Genomic DNA, 14,081 nt, shown 5'->3' on the forward strand with positions numbered 1-14,081 from the left:
GCCCAACCCAGCCAGCCTTCCAGGGCGCGGACCGCGTGGGCCTGGCTGGGTTGGGCCGGATCTGGCCGGTAGCTGGCAAAGGACACCCCACCGAAGCGCGGCGATGGATAAAACCCGTTGAGGAGTTGATCCACGGAAACCGCCGGCGTTCTGGCGGCGAGCTGTTCGATCTGTACCAAGGTGGTCCGTTCTGCTGGTCTGGTATCCCCAGAAAGGATACCGGCAACGGCAGTTTTCTCTTCCGGGCCGGGAACGGACGTGATCAAGCCCATATTTCCGAGTATGTAGCCGGTGGAGCAATCCCGCCGGGGCGTGGCTAGTGTTGTAATAGGTCCCGCGCCGCGCAGCACCCATGGCCCGGCCTCCCGAACGCCCAGTGAAAGGCCAGCTTCATGCCCTACCCCGTTGAGCAGAACGAAAAATTCGCCGCCTACGCCCACCCCGAACGGCTGGTCTCCACCGGCTGGCTTGCCGCGGCAATTGACGGCGGCGCGCTCGACGGCGGCAACCTGGTGGTCGTCGAATCCGACGAGGACGTGCTGCTCTACGAGACCGGCCACATCCCGGGCGCGGTCAAGATTGACTGGCACACGGACCTGAACGACGAGGTCACCCGCGACTACGTGGACGGCAAGGCGTTTGCCGCCCTGGCTGCCGCCAAGGGGATCTCCCGGGACAGCACCGTGGTGATCTACGGCGACAAGTCCAACTGGTGGGCCGCCTACGCCCTGTGGGTCTTTACCCTGTTCGGCCACGAAGACGTTCGGCTGCTCGACGGCGGCCGTGACAAGTGGATCGCCGAAGGCCGCCCGGTCACCACCGACCGCACCGCCCCCACGCAGGGCGACTACCCGGTGGTGCAGCGCAACGACGCCCACATCCGAGCCTTCATCGGTGATGTCCTGGCACACTTCGGCAAGCCGCTGATCGATGTCCGCTCCGCCGAGGAATACACCGGCCAGCGCACGCACATGCCGGCCTACCCGGAAGAGGGCGCCCTGCGCGGCGGCCACATCCCCACCGCCGCCTCCATCCCGTGGGCCCGCGCCGCAGCCGAGGACGGTACCTACCGCAGCCGCCCCGAGCTGGAGGCCCTCTATCTGGACGAGGCCGGGCTCAAGGAAGGCGACGATGTGGTGGCCTACTGCCGGATCGGCGAGCGGTCCAGCCACACCTGGTTCGCGCTCAAGTACCTGCTGGGCTTCGAGACCGTCCGCAACTACGACGGATCCTGGACCGAATGGGGCAATGCCGTGCGCGTCCCGATAGTTAAGGGCACCGAACGAGGTTCCGTGCCCGCCGGGCGTGCGTAAGCTGGGAGTGATGAATACTTCTGCACTCCCCGCCGCGCTGGCGGACATTGTTGACGATTTCCAGGCCCTCGACGAAGCCGAGCGGCTGCAGTTGTTGCTGGAATTTTCGCGCGAACTGCCGGATCCTCCGGCCCGGCTCCAGGACCATCCGGAGCTGATGGAGCAGGTCGTAGAATGCCAGTCGCCGCTGTTCCTCACGATCGAGACGGAACCGGCCGACGGCGGGCAGCCCGGCGCAGCGCCGGAACGTGTCCGGCTGTTTTTCAAGGCACCGCCCGAGGCGCCCACCACCCGCGGGTTCGCCGGCGTGCTGCATGAGGGGCTGGACGGCCTCAGCCCGGCTGAGATCCTGGCCGTGCCGGACGATATGCCCGATCTCCTCGGCCTCACCCGGGCCATCACCCCGCTCCGCATGCGCGGCATGACGGCGATGCTTGGCCGGATCAAGCGCAAGGTCGCTGCGCTGCCGCAGCACGGCTAAGCCTGCCCGGTGGCCCGCAAGCATGCGTCCCAGGGAACCCCGGCCACCGCGGCCCTCGCGGCCGCCGGGGTTCCCTTCGTTGCGCACCCCTACAGCCATGACCCTGCCGCCGCCAGCTACGGGCTGGAGGCCGCCGAAGTGCTGGGCATTGACCCGGCCCGGGTGTTCAAGACCCTGATGGTCGACGTCGACGGGCGCCTCGCCGTCGGCGTTGTGCCGGTCAGCGGCAACCTGGACCTGAAGGCGATGGCCGCCGCCCTGGGCGGCAAGAAGGCCGCCATGGCGGACCCGACGACGGCGGAGCGTCGCACCGGCTACGTGCTCGGCGGGATTTCACCGCTGGGCCAGCGCCAGCCCTCCCCCACCGTCGTGGACGAGAGCGCGCTGGAGCTCGAAAGCATGCTGGTCTCCGGCGGACGCCGCGGGCTGGACCTGGAGCTCAGCCCGGCCGCGCTGATCAAACTGACCGGCGCGTCCACGGCCCGGATCGGCACGCCCAGCAGTTGAACGGGGCCTAGCCCGCCGGCGTGGGCCGGGGCGCCAGCTGCAGCCCGAGCCAGGCGGCGACCAGGGACTCCCAGCGTTCCGGGTCCACATTCCATTCCTTGGTGTGCCGCGCCGTGGCGAACGCTTCGAAGGTCACCATCTCCGGGTTCTTCTCGGCGAGGTCCGCGGACGGGCCATAGGGAACGTACTCGTCGTCGACGGAGTGCAGGATCAGGGTGGGCGTCCGCAGCTCCACTGCGCGGGACACCCAGTCCATCGCTTTCAGGTCCACCGGAGCCGCCAGCCCGGTGAGCCGGCGTCCCAGCCGGTGGCTCATCATCAACTGCCCGTAACGTCCGACGGCGGACGGGATCCGGTTCAACTCGGCATGATGCGCCAGCACATCGACCCAGTTGATCACCGGGGCGTCCAGCACCATGGCCCGGATCAAGTGGTGGTAGCGGGACAAATCCGCGGTCTGCAGGCAGATCGCCCCGCCCATGGACCAGCCGAAGAGCACCACCTCGCGGGCTCCCTGCCCGAGCGCATAGCCGATGGCGGCATCGACGTCGCGCCACTCCGTGGAGCCCAAACCGTAACGGCCGTCCTCGGCCGAGGGCGCCAGCCCGTCGTTGCGGTAGGAAATCAGCAGGCTGGACAGGCCCAGGGCCCGGGCCGACCGGACGGCCCGCAGGCCCTCCTGACGGGTCGCCCCGCGCCCGTGCACCATGATCGCCCAGATGTCCGACGACGGCGTCCCGGCAGCCGGGGCGGCCCGGACCAGCCACGCCGGCGCCGTCCCGCCGTCGACCTCGATTTGCACGTCCTCGGCCGGCAGCCCCATGGCCGCGGGATCCGGGTAGACGGTCCCGCTCCAGTAGCCGCGCCGCGCCGTGGTCAGGTCCCCGCTGTGGACCGCCTCGACTTCCCGCAGCACCGTCTGCTCCGCCGGCGAGTAGGAAACAATCCGGCCGAGCCGGGCGTGCCCGCGGCCACCGTCAAAGAAGAAACCGTAGATGCCCTCGACGGTGGACTCCGGGGTGGCTCTGAGGATGACCTGCAGCCCGCGGCCCTGGCGGATCACAGCCAGGACCTCCTGGTCCTCGTCACGGACCCGGACCGGCGTGATGACACGCCGGGCGAAGTACAGGGCCAGTGCCGAGGAGCCCGCGGCGAGCAGCCCGGCAGCGGCGCTCCCGCCGATGATGCCGCCCACCGCCCACTTGGCGTTGCCGGACCCAGCCTCGTCCGGGGCCGCCGGCGCCGGCGGCCGGACCCTGGTGCCGGTGCGGGCCCGGGTGGCCGCAGAGCCAGTTGGGATCCGGTACGTCGGCGGGACAAGGCGCGGGGTGGAAGCCATGGCACCATTCTTGCCGAAGTCCCGGCCAGGACCGGCATCCGGCGCACCAGCGCGCCGGTCCGTCCCCCGCCGCGTCACTAGCGCCAGGGGCAATACGGCTAGGCTGGGGGCATGAGCGACCCAATCGTCATCCTGACAGAAGAGCCCCTCGGCGCGGACGATCGCGTCAACATCGAGACCCTCGTGGCCGACGGCGATGCGCCGCTGGTGGTCCTGGTGCCGGCAAACACCGAGCGCCACCTGCTGGTGGACTTCCTGGAAAACCTGTCCATGCTCGAGATCGCCAAGGCGTTCCGGGACTTGACCGCCAAGCAGCCCGATCCGGCCGTGGAGCGCACGGCTGCGGCCGAGACCCTGGCCGCCTCGCTCGTGGCGCTCGGCGGCCTGGGCGGCGGCGTGACCGGCCAGATCGTGGAAGGCAAGGCCGTGGACGGCCTGGTCGCGAAGGTGAAGGAACTGAACGCCGGGCAGGCCGTGGTGATCACCCGTCCGCACGCCGTCGCGGACACCTTCCATACCGACTGGGCCAATGAAGCACAGGACAAGCTCGGTCTGCCGGTGCTGCACTTGTACGCCGGTTCGGGATTTATCGGGGACTCCTGAGCGTTGTTCAAGTCATGAGCATTTTCAGCCACAAGCCCAAAGTCGCACCCGTCGGCTCCCCCGTCCAGCTCACGGTCGAAAAAACCGACCAGCAGTGGCGCGAGGAGCTGAGCCCGGACGAATACCGGGTGCTGCGCCAGGCCGGAACCGAGCGGCCGTACACCGGCGAGTACGTGGACACGCACACCAAGGGCGTGTACCAGTGCCGGGCCTGCGGTGCCGAACTTTTCACCAGCCAGGAAAAATTCGATTCCCACTGCGGCTGGCCATCGTTCTGGGCCCCGCTGGCCGACGGCACGGTGCGCTACATCCACGACCGCGCCCTGGGCATGGAACGGATCGAGGTCCGTTGCGCCGCCTGCGATTCGCACCTGGGGCATGTCTTCGAGGGCGAGGGCTACGGCACGCCAACAGACCAGCGCTACTGCATCAACTCGGTCTCGCTGAAGCTCGTCCCCGCGGCGGAGGCCACCCCCGCCAACACGGAGGACTGAGGAAGCCCCGGCCTTGCTGGACCTGGACGCCCCGCGGCGGCCGCAATGCCTCAGAGTCTCTTACGCTCGAGCACTTTTTGGGTTAGAACTGCTGTTTGCTTGCTACGCTCGCCGTAGACCGTCCAGCAACCAGAAAGGCGACCGACGATGACGATAACCGCCCTCACCGCCACTGCCCCGATCACGTCCGGCTCCCCTGAATGGCAGCGGCTCAAGGCCGCCGCCACCGCCCTGCAGGCCCTCCAGGCCCAGGACGGCTCCGTGCCGGAGGCCGACGACCACGCGGCCGCGGCCGGCCACGTCGACACGATCACGGCAGCGGTCGCGGCCCTGGCCCCGGCCTTCCCGCACGATGCCCGCTACCTGGACCTTCTGGCCGTGGACTTCCGGCGGTGGGCCGACGGGGGTTTCGGCGTGCCCGACTTCCTGGACTCGCTCCAGGCCTTCCAGCCGCAGCGGCACCGCGTCGACGGCCTGCAGCACCTCGTGGTTTTCCCGATGTACACCCAGAACGGCAGCAGCAACCGCCTGGTCGAGGCGGTCCTGATCGAGGTCATCTGGCCCGAGTTCATCGCCGGGCTGGAAGCGGGCGAATACTCCAACAAGCTCTTCGTCCCGATCCGCTTCCTCGACTTCACGCCCGGCTACGACACGAACTCGGCCGTGCTTTTCCCGGAGACCGTGGCGGTCCGTGAGACCCCGACGTTCACCTGGGGCGCCATCTTCGCCGACCGCGAGGCCGCCCGGTTCCGCCGCGTGCTGCGCGCCGCCGCGGACATCACCGCACTGCAGCTCCCCGAGGACGCCGCCGGCCTGCTGGAGGACCAGGAGCTCACGCAGCAGACCTTCGTCATGTGGGACCTCATCCACGACCGCACCCACATGCGCGGCGACCTGCCCTTCGACCCGTTCATGATCAAACAGCGCATGCCGTTCTTCCTCTACTCCCTCGAGGAACTCCGCTGCGACCTCACCGCCTTCCGCGAATCCGTGGCCATCGAAAAGGACGAGGACGCGGCCCCCGCAGCGCGCCGCCACGCGAAGCTGGTCCAGTACGCCGTCATCTTCGACCGCATCTTCCGCTTCGCCATCACCGGCAGCCGCGTCCGCAACTACGACGGCCTGGGCGGCCAATTGCTCTTCGCCTGGATGCACCAGCACCACGTGCTGCACTGGACCGACAGCAAGCTCGGCATCGACTGGGACGAGGCGGCCGACGTCGTGGTGGCCCTCGGCGCCCGGATCGAGGACCTCTACTGGCGCTCGATCGACCGCCCCAAGACCGCCCATTGGCTCGCCGCCTACGAGCTGATCGCCGGCACCCTCACCCCCAACCCTGCCTCGGTCTGGGCCAAGGGTCCGGGCGCCCTGCCGCTGGACGGGCCGCCGCGCGGTCTCACCGACCAGGTCCTCGACGACGAATTCCCGTTGTCCATGTTCTATGAGGCGCTGGAGAAGAAAATGCGGCCAGTGATCGAATCGACCGCCGGCATCACGGGGTCAACAGACCTTGACTCAAACGGCACCGGATCGGCCGGCACGCAGGCCATGAACGCCGGATGAGCGCCGGACGCACCCTGACCGTAGTGGTGACGGGCGGCAGCGGGCCCTCCGGAGTCGCCGTGGCCCGCGCCCTCGCCGGCGCCGGCCATACGGTGTTCACGGTCGGCTCCGACCGGGACCGGATCGCGGCCGCGGCCGCGGAGGCGGGCAGCGGCGTCACGGCGCTCACCTGCGACCTCGCCTCCCGCACCGAGGTCGCAGCGCTACACGCGGAGGTCATCCGACAGGCGGGCGCCGTCGACGGCGTAGTCCACCTCGTCGGCGGCTGGCGCGGCGCGAAAGGCATCACCGACCAAAGTGACGAGGACTGGGACTTCCTGGAACGCGGCGCCATCACCACTGTCCGGAACGTCACCCGGGAGTTCTACGACGACCTCGCCGCTTCGGACACGGGACGCTTCGCCATGGTCTCCGCCACCGCCGTCAACAGCCCGACGGCGGCCACCGCCAGTTATGTGGCGGCCAAAGCCGCGGCCGAAGCCTGGACCTTGGCGGTAGCGGACGGCTTCCGGCGCGATCAGTCGGGGACCGGAAGTGCAGACGCGCCCGTGGGGCAGCGCAGCGCCGCGACCATCTTCGTGGTCAAAGCCCTGGTGGACGCGGGCATGCGGGCCAAGTCCCCGGAACGAAAATTTCCCGGCTTCACCGACGTCGAGGAGTTGGCGGCCGCCGCCGTCGGCCTCTTCGAGACCCCCGCCGCCGAACTGAACGGCCGGCGGCTGCCGCTGGGCCGATGACGTGGCCCCCCTAAACTGAAAGCGTGAGCAAATCGATGACCAGCACGGTCGAAACCAACACAGTTGCAACTTCCGCCGCCACGGACCCGGCCAACACCGCGGCACGGCTTCATGATCCCTCCGTCCGGGGCTTCGCCTCGGACAACTATTCCGGCGTGCATCCGGAGGTGCTGGCCGCCCTGGCCGCGGCCAACGAAGGCCACCAGGTCTCCTACGGCGAGGACGACTACACCGCCCGCCTGCAGCAGCTGATGGAGCACCACTTCGGCGCGGGGATCGAGTGCTTCCCGGTCTTCAACGGCACCGGCGCGAACGTCCTGTCCCTGCAGTCACTGCTGCCCCGCTGGGGTGCCGTTGTCTGCGCCTCCACGGCCCACATCAACATGGACGAGAACGGCGCCCCGGAGCGGATCGGCGGTATCAAACTGCTGCAGGTCCCCACAACTGACGGCAAGCTCACCCCGGCCCTGATCGACCAAGAGGCCTGGGGCTGGGGCGACGAACACCGCGCCCAGCCGCTGGCCGTCTCGATCACGCAGACCACCGAACTGGGCACCTGCTACACCCCTGACGAGGTCCGCGCCATCGCTGAACATGTCCATTCCAAGGGCATGAAGCTACACATGGACGGCGCCCGGCTGGCAAACGCCGCGGCCCACCTGGGCGTCCCGCTGCGGGCCTTCACCCGCGACGCCGGCGTGGACATCCTCTCCTTCGGCGGCACCAAGAACGGGTTGCTGTTCGGCGAGGTCGTCATCGCCCTGAACCCCGACGCCGCCCACGGCCTGGTTTACCTGCGCAAGATGAACATGCAGTTGGCCTCCAAGATGCGGTTCATGTCCGCCCAGTTCATTGCCCTGCTGGAGGGAGAACTGTGGCTGCGTTCGGCCGCGCACGCCAATGCGATGGCTGCCCGGCTGCGCGCCGGCGTCGAGGCCATCCCCGGCGTCGAACTGAGCCAGAAGACCGAGTCCAACGGCGTCTTCGCCGTCCTGCCCGCCGGCGTGGCGGACCGGCTGCGGGAGTCGTTCCGCTTCTACGACTGGAACGAGGCGGCCCGTGAGGTCCGCTGGATGTGCTCCTTCGACACCACAGAGGAAGACGTTGATTCCTTCATCGCCGCCATCCGGCGCGAACTGGCGAACGGCTAGCCGCACGCCCGTCCCGGCCGGGCGGCGAGCCTGCAGGGCAGGGACGACAGCCGTGCATAACCTTTCACTGTGAACCCCCTCGAACAGGTTCCGGCGGATTTTCTCTTCGCTTTGGGAACCCTGCGAAACGCCCGCTGCCGCAGCGAGTTGCGCCTCGACGAGATCCCGGCTCCCGGCCGGCTCGCGCCCTACGCAGTGGCGCTCGGCGCGGAAGTGGTGGTTCCCGGCGACGGAGCAAGTGGCGCCGTCCACGGCCCGGCAGCGGCCGCCCTGGCCCCGGCCACCGGCAGCGACGACGTAGAACTCGCCACCGGCCGGTTCATCCTCCTGCACGACCCCGACGGCTCCGCGGTCTGGGACGGCGAATTCCGGATCGTCACCTACATCCGTGCCCAGTTGGAGCCGGAGATGGGCAACGACGAGATGCTCGGCTCAGTCGCCTGGACCTGGCTCGTGGAGGCCCTGGAAAACCATCGGGCGCCGTACCGCTCGGCCGGCGGCACAGCCACCCGGGTACTCTCCGAGAGCTTCGGCACGCTCGCCGACCGCCCCGGAAGCATCGACATTGAACTCCGTGCCTCCTGGACCCCGGCCGGCAGGGATATCAGCGCGCACCTGGAGGCATGGTCGGACATGGTCTGCACTTTTGCCGGCCTGCCGCCATTGCCCGATGGCGTCTCCGCATTGCCCCGCCGCCGTCCCGGGCAGGCATGAGAAGAGTCCCGCAGGCGCAGCCCCGACCGGTGCCGAGAGCGATGTCGGTAAACTGGAGGCATCATGACCGCTCATAATCCGGAAATCGGCACGGCCAACACAGCCGCATCCGCCGACACAGTCCCCAGCACGGCCGGGGCCGCTGAGACAGCAGCCCACATCACGGTCGAAGGCTTCGACAGCCTGGTTCCCGAGGTCATCGACCTCGACGCCCCCCGCGACGGCGTCCCGCTCGTCATCGAAACCCGGGCGGGCCTGGAACGTTGCGCCGCCGCCCTCGCCGCCGGCCACGGGCCCGCAGGAGTTGACGCGGAACGTGCCTCCGGATTCCGGTACGGCCAGCGCGCCTTCCTCGTCCAAATCCGCCGCGAAGGGGCCGGCACCTGGCTGATCGACCCGGAACCGTTCGGGGACCTGCGCATCATCGATGAGGCCCTCCGCGGCGTCGAATGGATCCTGCACGCGGCCAGCCAGGATCTCCCCTGCCTGTCCGAACTCGGCATGTGGCCGGACAAACTCTTCGATACCGAACTCGCCGCCCGGCTTGCCGGCCTACCCCGTGTGGGGCTCGCGGCCGTGATCGAGCAGCTCCTGGGCTTCGGCCTCGCGAAAGAACACTCCGCCGCCGACTGGTCCACCCGTCCACTGCCGGAACCCTGGCTGCGCTACGCCGCGCTCGACGTCGAGGTCCTCGCCGAATTGCGCGAGGAGCTGATCGAACTCCTCACGGCCGACGGCAAGCTGGAATACGCGGAGCAGGAATTCGCCGCGATCCTCGAGGCCGGCACGGCCCCGCCGCGCGTCGATCCATGGCGCAAGACCTCCGGACTGCACCAGATTCGCGACCGACGCCAGCTCGCGGCCGTCCGCGAACTCTGGTTGGAGCGCGATTCGCTGGCGCAGAAGCGCGACGTCGCGCCGGGCCGGCTCATCCCCGATTCGTCCCTCGTGGCAGCCGCAAAGGCCATGCCCGCCACCGTCCCGCAACTACTCGGCACCAAGGGCTTCCACGGCCGGGCCGCGCAACGTGAAGCGCCGCGCTGGCTGCGCTGCATAAGCACCGCCCRCGGCCTCGAGGAGCTGCCGCCGCTGCACCTGCCCACCAACGCGCCGCCGCCGCCGCGGGTCTGGGCCGACCGGGATCCGGACGCCGCCGCACGCCTGGCCACCGCGAGGCCCAAGCTGCAGGCCCGGGCCGAAGAACTGAACCTGCCGGTCGAGAACCTGCTCACCCCGGATTACCTTCGGCGCGTCGCGTGGCGGCCGCCGGCGGAAATCAGCGAGGAAGGCATCGCGGAAGAGCTCCAGAACCTCGGCGCCCGGCAGTGGCAGATCCAGCTCACGGCTCCGCTGATCGCCGACGCTTTCCTGGACCCGCAGCCGCTGCCGGCCAAGGACACCAAGGCGCCCGTCCCGGCGGAAACCGGCCCCGAGGCCGCTCCTCCGGTGGAATCCGCGCCGCGCGCCGGGACCGCTTCCTGACCGGACGGCGCCCTCCCCTTGCCAGCTATGTTACTCATGAGTAACATAGCTGGGAGATGCCGACTGGATCACTCCGGTCCGTCCGCGCCCACCGGCCGCGGTCCGGGATCCGGCACCATGTCTCAATGAGGAGTAATACGTGAGTCAAGCCAGCAGCGGAAATCCGAGCAGCGAAACCCCCAACGGCGCAAGCCCGGGCAGCGGAGGGGGTCTCGGCGGAAGAAACAGGGCCATCCGCGACGTCGTCTTTGTCGACGGCGTCCGGACCCCGTTCGGCCGCGCCGGCGAGAAGGGCATTTACGCCGGCACCCGCGCCGACGACCTCGTGGTCAAGTGCATCCRCGAACTTCTGCGCCGCAACCCTTCCCTGCCGGCCGCGCGGATCGACGAGGTGGCCATCGCCGCCACCACCCAGACCGGGGACCAGGGCCTGACTATCGGCCGCACCGCGGCGCTGCTCGCCGGACTCCCGCGGACCGTTCCGGGCTTCGCTATCGACCGGATGTGCGCCGGTGCCATGACCGCGGTGACGACAACAGCCAGCGGCATCGGCTTCGGYGCGTACGACGTCGTCATTGCCGGCGGCGTCGAGCACATGGGCAGCCACCCGATGGGCGCCGGCGCGGACCCCAACCCGCGYTTCATGTCCGAACGGATCGTGGACCCCGCGGCCCTGAACATGGGAAACACCGCGGAAAACCTGCACGACCGCTTYCCCGCCATCACCAAGGAMCGCACRGACGCYTAYGCCGTCGCTTCCCAGGACAAGCTCGCCGCTGCCTACGCCAAGGAGCAGATCCAGCCGGACCTGGTCCCCGTGGCCACGATGAAGCCGGGCCAGGGCTGGACCGTCAACACCGTGGACGAGCCGCCACGCCCGGGGACCTCGGTGGAGGATCTCGCGGCACTGCGCACCCCGTTCCGCGCGCACGGCCGCGTCACCGCCGGCAACGCCGCCGGGCTCAACGACGGCGCCACCGCCGCGCTGCTGGCTTCCGCGGACGCCGCCGAAGAGCTGGGTCTGCCGGTCAAGATGCGTCTGGTCAGCTACGCCTTCGCCGGCGTCGAACCGGAGGTGATGGGCATCGGCCCGGTCCCGGCCACCGAGAAAGCCCTGAAGAACGCCGGGCTCGGCATCGAGGACATCGGCCTCTTCGAAATCAACGAGGCCTTCGCCGTGCAGGTGCTGAGCTTCCTGGACCACTTCGGCATCGCCGACGACGACCCCCGGGTCAACCGCTACGGCGGCGCGATCGCCGTCGGACACCCGCTCGCCTCTTCCGGGGTCCGGCTGATGAACCAGCTGGCGCGCCAGTTCGAGGAGGACCCGGGCGTCCGCTTCGGCATGACCACCATGTGCATCGGCCTCGGCATGGGGGCCACCGTCATCTGGGAAAACCCGCACCACGCCGCCTACGGCACCGACTACACCACCGAGACTGGAGCCGCAGCATGAGCGCCGCCGATTTCCGCAAGCTTGCCGAACTGTTTCCGGGCGAAACCGTGACCCACTCCTACGTCCAGGACCTCGAGCTTCCGGCCGTGAACGGCACCAGCCCGGGAACCTTCGCCCTGATCACGCTGGACAACGGCCTGGACCACTCCAAGCCCACCACCCTGGGCCCGAACACCCTGATCGAACTGGGAACCGTCCTTGAAGGGCTGCGGGACCGCGCGGCGCGCGGCGAGATCGTCGGCGTCGGCGTGACCGGCAAGCCGCACTTCCTGGTCGCCGGGGCCGACCTTTCCACGGTCAAGTCCGTCAGCGGCCGCGAGCAGGGCCTCTGGATGGCCCAGCTCGGCCACGACGTGTACGCGACCCTGGCCAACCTTGGCGTGCCGAGCTTTGCGTTCATCAACGGGCTGGCCCTGGGCGGCGGCCTGGAGATCGCACTGCAGTCCACCTACCGCACMGTCTCCACCGGGGCCGGCGCGCTGGCCCTGCCGGAAGCGTTTATCGGGCTGATCCCGGGCTGGGGCGGCGTTTACCTCCTGCCGCGGCTGATCGGGCCCGAGAACGCCCTCAAGGTGATGATTGAGAACCCGCTGAGCAACAACCGCACCCTGACCGGCCCGCAGGCCTACGAGCTCGGGGTGGCGGACGCCATGTTCGAGCCGGCGGACTTCGTCGAGCAGTCCGTCGCCTGGGCCGCCCGGGTGATTGCCGGCACCGTCACCCCCGAACGCGCCAACGCCGTCGACGCCGCCGCCCCGGAGGTCGCCGAACGCTGGGCAGCCGCCGTCGCCGCCGGCCGCGCCTACGTGGAGGCCAAGACCTCCAACGCATCCCCGGCCCCGGCCAAGGTCCTCGACGTGCTCGAAGCCAACCGCACCCTGACCCAGGCGGAATCGGCCGAGCTCGAATGCGAGACCCTCGCGGACCTGATGCAGACGGACGAGTTCCGTTCCACCGTGTACGCGTTCCTGGACCTCGTGCAGCGCCGGGCCAAGCGCCCCGCCGGCGCCCCGGACCGCAAACTGGCACGGCCGGTGACCAAGATCGGCGTCGTCGGCGCCGGCCTGATGGCCAGCCAGCTCGCGCTGCTCTTCGCCCGCCAGCTCAAGGTGCCCGTCGTGCTGACGGACATCGACCAGGCCCGGGTGGACAAGGGCGTGGGCTATGTGCACGCCGAGGTGGACAAGCTACTGGCGAAGAAGCGGATCAGCGCGGATGCCGCCAACCGGACCAAGGCCCTGGTCAGCGGCTCGGTGTCCAAGGAAGCCTTCGCCGACGCCGACTTCGTGATCGAGGCCGTGTTCGAGGAGCTCAACGTCAAGAAGCAGGTCTTCAAGGAGGTCGAGGCGATCGTCTCACCCGAATGCATCCTGGCCACCAACACCTCCTCGCTGTCCGTCACCRCCATGGCGGAGGACCTGCAGAACCCGGAGCGGCTGGTGGGATTCCACTTCTTCAATCCGGTGGCTGTGATGCCGCTGCTGGAGATCGTCCGCGCTCCCAAGACCGACGACGCCGTGCTGGCCACCGCGTTCGAACTGGCCAAGGGCCTCAGGAAGTCCGCCGTGCTGGTCAAGGATGCCGCGGCGTTCGTGGTCAACCGGCTCCTGCTGCGGTTGATGGGTGAAGTGACGGGCGCCTTCGACGAGGGCACCCCGGCCGAGGTGGCCGACAACGCGCTGCGCCCGATGGGGCTGCCGATGACGCCGTTCACGCTCGGTGCCATGGTGGGGCTCCCCGTCGCCCAGCACGTCCAGGAATCCCTGCACACCGCGTTCGGTGACCGCTTCACCGTCTCGGCGAACCTGCAGGCGCTGATCGACAACGGCATCAAGTCCATCTGGGATCCGGCGTCGGTAAAGTCCGGCCACCCGGTCATCCCGGCCGAAACCCTGGCGCTGATGTCCTTTGGCGACTCACCTTCCACCGCGGAAGAGGTGCTGCGCCGCACCCAGGACGCCCTCGCCGAGGAGATCGGCCTGATGCTGGCCGAAGGCGTTGTGTCCGGCCCGGAAGACATCGACCTCTGCGTCATCCTCGGCGCCGGCTGGCCGATGTTCCTCGGCGGCATCACCCCCTACCTGGACCGGGTGGGCGCCTCCGAGCGGGTCACCGGCAAGAAGTTCCTGGCGCCGGGGGTGGCCTCGGCGCCGGCCGCCTGAACCTGGGCCTGGGCTTGGGCTTGGGCCTGGCATGAGCCTGAGGCACGCCAAGGCGCCGCCGTCCCCCGCGATATGGCGG

The 14,081-nt window shown here is 69.4% G+C and carries 13 protein-coding genes and 1 pseudogene; 12 read left to right on the forward strand and 2 right to left on the reverse strand.

Annotation, left to right across the window (positions count from 1 at the left end; translation table 11 throughout):
- A pseudogene (locus AB4Y86_RS02310) lies at window positions 1-272 on the reverse strand (hypothetical protein); the annotation flags it as partial.
- Between the two features lie 120 nt (window positions 273-392).
- On the opposite strand from AB4Y86_RS02310, the gene AB4Y86_RS02315 reads away from it, so the two are divergent.
- From AB4Y86_RS02315 to ybaK, 3 genes are read left to right on the forward strand one after another with little or no spacing between them, the layout of a single operon-like run.
- Window positions 393-1,313: a sulfurtransferase gene (locus tag AB4Y86_RS02315; RefSeq protein ID WP_441399818.1), complete on the forward strand. Its 921-nt coding sequence runs from the start codon at window positions 393-395 to the stop codon at window positions 1,311-1,313.
- 10 nt (window positions 1,314-1,323) lie between these two features.
- Window positions 1,324-1,794: a SufE family protein gene (locus AB4Y86_RS02320; RefSeq protein ID WP_441399819.1), complete on the forward strand. Its 471-nt coding sequence runs from the start codon at window positions 1,324-1,326 to the stop codon at window positions 1,792-1,794.
- 9 nt (window positions 1,795-1,803) lie between these two features.
- Window positions 1,804-2,301 (forward strand): Cys-tRNA(Pro) deacylase, encoded by a 498-nt coding sequence (ybaK, locus tag AB4Y86_RS02325; protein WP_441399820.1) that lies wholly within the window; start codon window positions 1,804-1,806, stop codon window positions 2,299-2,301.
- Between the two features lie 7 nt (window positions 2,302-2,308).
- Here the strand turns inward: ybaK and AB4Y86_RS02330 are convergent, their stop codons facing one another.
- Entirely contained in the window at window positions 2,309-3,640 is a 1,332-nt protein-coding gene (locus tag AB4Y86_RS02330) for an alpha/beta hydrolase family protein (protein WP_441399821.1), read from the reverse strand.
- Window positions 3,641-3,751: 111 nt separating this feature from the next.
- On the opposite strand from AB4Y86_RS02330, the gene AB4Y86_RS02335 reads away from it, so the two are divergent.
- From AB4Y86_RS02335 to AB4Y86_RS02375, 9 genes are all read left to right on the forward strand, one after another.
- Window positions 3,752-4,243: a hypothetical protein gene (locus AB4Y86_RS02335; RefSeq protein WP_441399822.1), complete on the forward strand. Its 492-nt coding sequence runs from the start codon at window positions 3,752-3,754 to the stop codon at window positions 4,241-4,243.
- A 14-nt stretch (window positions 4,244-4,257) separates the two neighbouring features.
- Window positions 4,258-4,737, forward strand: a complete 480-nt coding sequence (gene msrB / locus AB4Y86_RS02340) for a peptide-methionine (R)-S-oxide reductase MsrB (RefSeq protein ID WP_441399823.1) — start codon at window positions 4,258-4,260, stop codon at window positions 4,735-4,737.
- A 147-nt stretch (window positions 4,738-4,884) separates the two neighbouring features.
- Window positions 4,885-6,300 (forward strand): DUF6421 family protein, encoded by a 1,416-nt coding sequence (locus AB4Y86_RS02345; protein WP_441399824.1) that lies wholly within the window; start codon window positions 4,885-4,887, stop codon window positions 6,298-6,300.
- Complete coding sequence (locus tag AB4Y86_RS02350) at window positions 6,297-7,037, forward strand: SDR family oxidoreductase (protein ID WP_441399825.1); 741 nt, start codon at window positions 6,297-6,299, stop codon at window positions 7,035-7,037. Before AB4Y86_RS02345 ends, AB4Y86_RS02350 begins: the two co-directional genes overlap by 4 nt.
- A 35-nt stretch (window positions 7,038-7,072) precedes the next feature.
- The gene (locus AB4Y86_RS02355) at window positions 7,073-8,188 is read left to right on the forward strand and encodes a threonine aldolase family protein (RefSeq protein ID WP_441399829.1); all 1,116 of its coding nucleotides are present in this window, start codon (window positions 7,073-7,075) and stop codon (window positions 8,186-8,188) included.
- Window positions 8,189-8,257: 69 nt separating this feature from the next.
- Window positions 8,258-8,902, forward strand: coding sequence for a DUF3000 domain-containing protein (locus AB4Y86_RS02360; RefSeq protein ID WP_441399826.1), 645 nt, complete (start codon window positions 8,258-8,260; stop codon window positions 8,900-8,902).
- 63 nt (window positions 8,903-8,965) lie between these two features.
- On the forward strand, window positions 8,966-10,384 hold the full coding sequence (locus tag AB4Y86_RS02365; RefSeq protein ID WP_441399827.1) for an HRDC domain-containing protein: 1,419 nt from the start codon (window positions 8,966-8,968) through the stop codon (window positions 10,382-10,384).
- 232 nt (window positions 10,385-10,616) lie between these two features.
- Entirely contained in the window at window positions 10,617-11,840 is a 1,224-nt protein-coding gene (locus AB4Y86_RS02370; protein WP_441399830.1) for a thiolase family protein, read from the forward strand.
- Complete coding sequence (locus AB4Y86_RS02375) at window positions 11,837-14,002, forward strand: 3-hydroxyacyl-CoA dehydrogenase NAD-binding domain-containing protein (RefSeq protein ID WP_441399828.1); 2,166 nt, start codon at window positions 11,837-11,839, stop codon at window positions 14,000-14,002. Before AB4Y86_RS02370 ends, AB4Y86_RS02375 begins: the two co-directional genes overlap by 4 nt.
- The last annotated feature ends 79 nt before the right edge of the window (window positions 14,003-14,081 follow it).

The sequence above is a fragment of the Arthrobacter sp. 2YAF22_2 genome (genome assembly GCF_052114645.1).
GTDB lineage: Bacteria > Actinomycetota > Actinomycetes > Actinomycetales > Micrococcaceae > Arthrobacter.